Genomic DNA, 3,652 nt, shown 5'->3' with positions numbered 1-3,652 from the left:
ACATTTCTGCGAAAATATGACTTTTTCAATAACTTAATTTAGTCTATAATGATGTATAAGTCTATTTCTATAGGAGGACATTGTCAATGTTAAATAAAGTATGGTTCCGAACGGGAATCATGTTATTGATATTATTTCTATTAATCAGATTGATTATGGAAGTACATGTTATCTTTAAACCGCTGATTATCATTATTCAATCAGTCATTTTACCATTTATTTTAAGCGGCTTTTTATTTTATGTCTTTTTACCGCTTCAAAAGTTTTTAGAAAAACGCAAGGTGCCGCGTTGGGGCAGTATTTCGATTATCTTTGTGATTTTAATCGGCTTAACTGCAACTGCGATTACAGTGGTTGCACCACTCATCGCCAACCAAATTAACGGTTTGATTAAACAAGCACCTCAACTTCAAAAAGAAGTTCAAGGAATCATACAATATACACTAGACCAAATGGATAAACTTCCTAATGATGTCACTGATCGCATCAATAAAGTTGTAAAATCATTCGGAGATAATGTGACAAACATCCTATCGAATTCGATTGCGATTGTCTCTCAAATTATCTCTACACTGTTCTTATTAATTATGGTGCCATTCTTCTTAATTTATATGTTGAAAGACCACGAGAAGTTCATTCCTTCAGTAGCTAAATTATTCAATGGTGACCGTAAAGTATTCGTAACGAACTTATTAAAAGATGTGAACTATACATTACAATCATACATTCAAGGACAAGTCACAGTCAGTGTAATTTTAGGAATCATTCTTTACATCGGTTATACAATTATCGGTTTAGAATATACACTTTTACTTGTGTTATTCGCAGGTGTCGCAAACATGATTCCATTCTTAGGACCATGGATGTCCTTCTTACCTGCCGCAATCATCGGCATTATTCAAAGCCCGACGGCATTTATTTGGGTCTGTGTCGTGACACTCATTGCACAACAATTAGAAGGTAATGTCATTACACCGAATGTTATGGGTAAATCACTTAACATTCACCCGCTTACAATTATTATCGTTATCTTAGCGGCTGGTAACTTAGGCGGATTCGTTTTAATTTTAGTTGCCGTTCCATTATACGCAGTGATTAAAACAGTCATCCGTAACATCTTTGTTTACCGTCAAGAGATTATGCGGAAAGCACAAAGCGAAGTCAAAGATTAACAAGTATAATAAAAAGCGTTCAACTCACAAAAACGGAGTTGAACGCTTTTTGTATTGATGAAATTTATTTATATTTCATGTCGTTTATGCTTGATTTGTACGCATTGCTTTTCTACCTTTCAACGGCATATTTCTAAGTGATAACATCATCACAAGCGAAATCATATAAAGACATGCGAGGAATATCATTGTAGTACTCATACCATAGTGATCCATTAAATAACCTATCGCAATCGGTGATAAACCACCAAGTGCACGTCCAATATTAAAGACCACATTGTTCGCTGTACTGCGGATATGTGTTGGGTAATAACTGCTGATTACTGCCCCATAGCCTGCAAACATGCCGTTGACGAAGAAGCCGACAAAGGCTCCACCAATCAGTAAAGCGACTGCACTTTGCGCAAAGACATAAATAAATACAGATGCCGCTGATGCGATAAGGAAGATAGTATAAGAAAGTTTAGCACCAAAGCGATCTAATATTTGTCCGAATGCAAACATACCTAAACTCATACCGATAATTGTACTGATTGTCCAAAGTGATGAGTTAGAAACACTTAAGCCATGTTGTTTTTGAAGTATGGATGGCAACCAGTTCATCAAACCGAAGTACCCAGCAACTTGTACACTCGACATAATCGTTAAAGCGATTGTCGTATGTGCCATATGTTTCGTATTAAATAATAAACCAATTGGTGATTGATTTTTCTTCTCTAACGTACGATTGGCTTTTGCTTGTTTCCATGATTCTGTTTCATCTAAATTACGACGGATGTAGAATGCTAAAATCACAGGTACTACACCAATTAAAAAGAGTGCACGCCAACCGAGATGCGGTAAAATCGCGGCAGCTAACAACGCAGCAATTAAAGCGCCGATTTGACCTCCGATTGCGACGACTGAAGAAACACGGCCTAGACGTTGTTTCTTAAACACTTCAGCTACTAGTGCCATCCCGATACCGAATTCTCCGCCGCCGCCCATACCGGCAATGAATCTTAAAATATAAACCATATAAATATTAGACGCGACTGAAAGTAACGCTGTTGCTATCGCAAAGATAAAAATTGTGTATGTAAAGATACGAATACGCCCATATTTGTCTGCAAGCACACCAAAAATAACACCTCCGAACAACATACCGAAGTTTGTGATCGATGCGATTAAACCAGCTTCTGCAGAGCTGATATGGAATTCGTTAATAATACTTGATAACGCAAAGGCTAAAAACATAATATCCATATTTTCTAGTCCAAAGCCAAGCATTGAAGAAGCTAAAATTTTATTAGAATACGACTTATCTTGTTGATGAATTTTTTCTGTCATCCTTGTCCACCCACTTTTGTGTTTTTATTCCCGTAACTATCATACACTTCATTGTGAGGATTGAATAGACGCATTTAAAAAAATAGCCCACTATTTTAGTCTTAGACTATCATAGTGGGCTATACTGAGTTTTATTATTTAATTACGTGGAAACCAGCGTCAACATGGATGTTTTCACCCGTTACACCGCTTGATAAATCACTTAATAAGAAAGCAGCTGTTTTGCCGACTTCTTCTTTATCAACGTTACGTTTTAATGGTGCACGTTCTTCAACTTCTTTTAAGATTGTGTTGAAGCCGCCGACACCTTTCGCACTTAGTGTACGGATTGGACCTGCTGAAACAGCATTGACACGGATATTGTCTTGACCTAAGTCTAATGCTAAGTAACGTACGTTTGCTTCTAAGCTGGCTTTCGCAACACCCATCACGTTATAGTTAGGTACTGCGTATTCTCCGCCTAAGTATGTTGTTGTGACGATACTGCCGCCTTCAGGCATTATTTTTTTCGCTTCTCTTGAAACGATTGTTAATGAATAAGAACTGATGTCTTGTGCAAGTAAGAAACCTTCTCTTGAAGTTTCTGAGAAGCGACCGCGTAAGTCTTCAACGTTCGCAAATGCGATAGAATGGAAGACACCATCGATTTGACCGACATCTTCACCGATTTTTTTGAAGCCTTCAATCACTTCGTCATCACTTTGAACATCAATTTGGTAAGTTAGATGTTCTTTTTGATTTAATTGATCAACAAGTTTATCTAATTCTTTCTTGCTGCGTTCTTTACGGTATGTAAAGACTAGTTTTGCTCCTAATTCATCTAAAACTTGGGCTACCCCGAAAGCAATACTGCGTTTATTCGCAATTCCCATAATAACGTATGTTTTTCCTTCTAAACTAAACATGAAAACGCTCCTTTTACTCAATTAATGATTCAAATTTTGATTATTAGTATTATAACATTTTTTGTTCTATTAGACTTGTTTCAGCCATTATCTATCATATTGCATCGTAGAATTGAAAAGGGGCCGGGACATAATTGTTCTGGAACCTAATAAAAAGGACGATTTTCACATATAAAAATGAAAATCGTTCCTTTTTTATTTTGTCCAAGAAATTTTCAGCTCGTAGAGCTGCTAATTTCCTAATAT

The 3,652-nt window shown here is 36.6% G+C and carries 3 protein-coding genes; 1 reads left to right on the top strand and 2 read right to left on the bottom strand.

Features of this window, described 5'->3' with window-relative positions; genetic code table 11:
- The first annotated feature begins 86 nt into the window (after positions 1-86).
- Positions 87-1,172, top strand: coding sequence for a lipoteichoic acid biosynthesis protein CozEa (gene cozEa, locus BU038_RS12005; protein ID WP_107606209.1), 1,086 nt, complete (start codon positions 87-89; stop codon positions 1,170-1,172).
- Positions 1,173-1,256: 84 nt separating this feature from the next.
- On the opposite strand, the gene BU038_RS12000 is transcribed toward cozEa, so the two are convergent.
- Together BU038_RS12000 and fabI are read right to left on the bottom strand one after the other, a co-directional pair.
- On the bottom strand, positions 1,257-2,501 hold the full coding sequence (locus tag BU038_RS12000; protein ID WP_107606208.1) for an MFS transporter: 1,245 nt from the start codon (positions 2,499-2,501) through the stop codon (positions 1,257-1,259).
- A 134-nt stretch (positions 2,502-2,635) separates the two neighbouring features.
- Positions 2,636-3,406, bottom strand: a complete 771-nt coding sequence (gene fabI, locus BU038_RS11995) for an enoyl-ACP reductase FabI (protein ID WP_107606207.1) — start codon at positions 3,404-3,406, stop codon at positions 2,636-2,638.
- Positions 3,407-3,652: the final 246 nt, after the last annotated feature.

The sequence above is a fragment of the Staphylococcus simulans genome, from assembly GCF_003043455.1.
In the GTDB taxonomy this organism is placed as follows: domain Bacteria; phylum Bacillota; class Bacilli; order Staphylococcales; family Staphylococcaceae; genus Staphylococcus; species Staphylococcus simulans_A.
This window is presented reverse-complemented; position numbering and strand designations above follow the sequence as displayed.

Coding starts and splice junctions, on each gene's coding strand:
- cozEa (WP_107606209.1), top strand. CDS start 87: ATGTTAAATAAAGTATGGTTCCGAACGGGAATCATGTTATTGATATTA.
- BU038_RS12000 (WP_107606208.1), bottom strand. CDS start 2,501: ATGACAGAAAAAATTCATCAACAAGATAAGTCGTATTCTAATAAAATT.
- fabI (WP_107606207.1), bottom strand. CDS start 3,406: ATGTTTAGTTTAGAAGGAAAAACATACGTTATTATGGGAATTGCGAAT.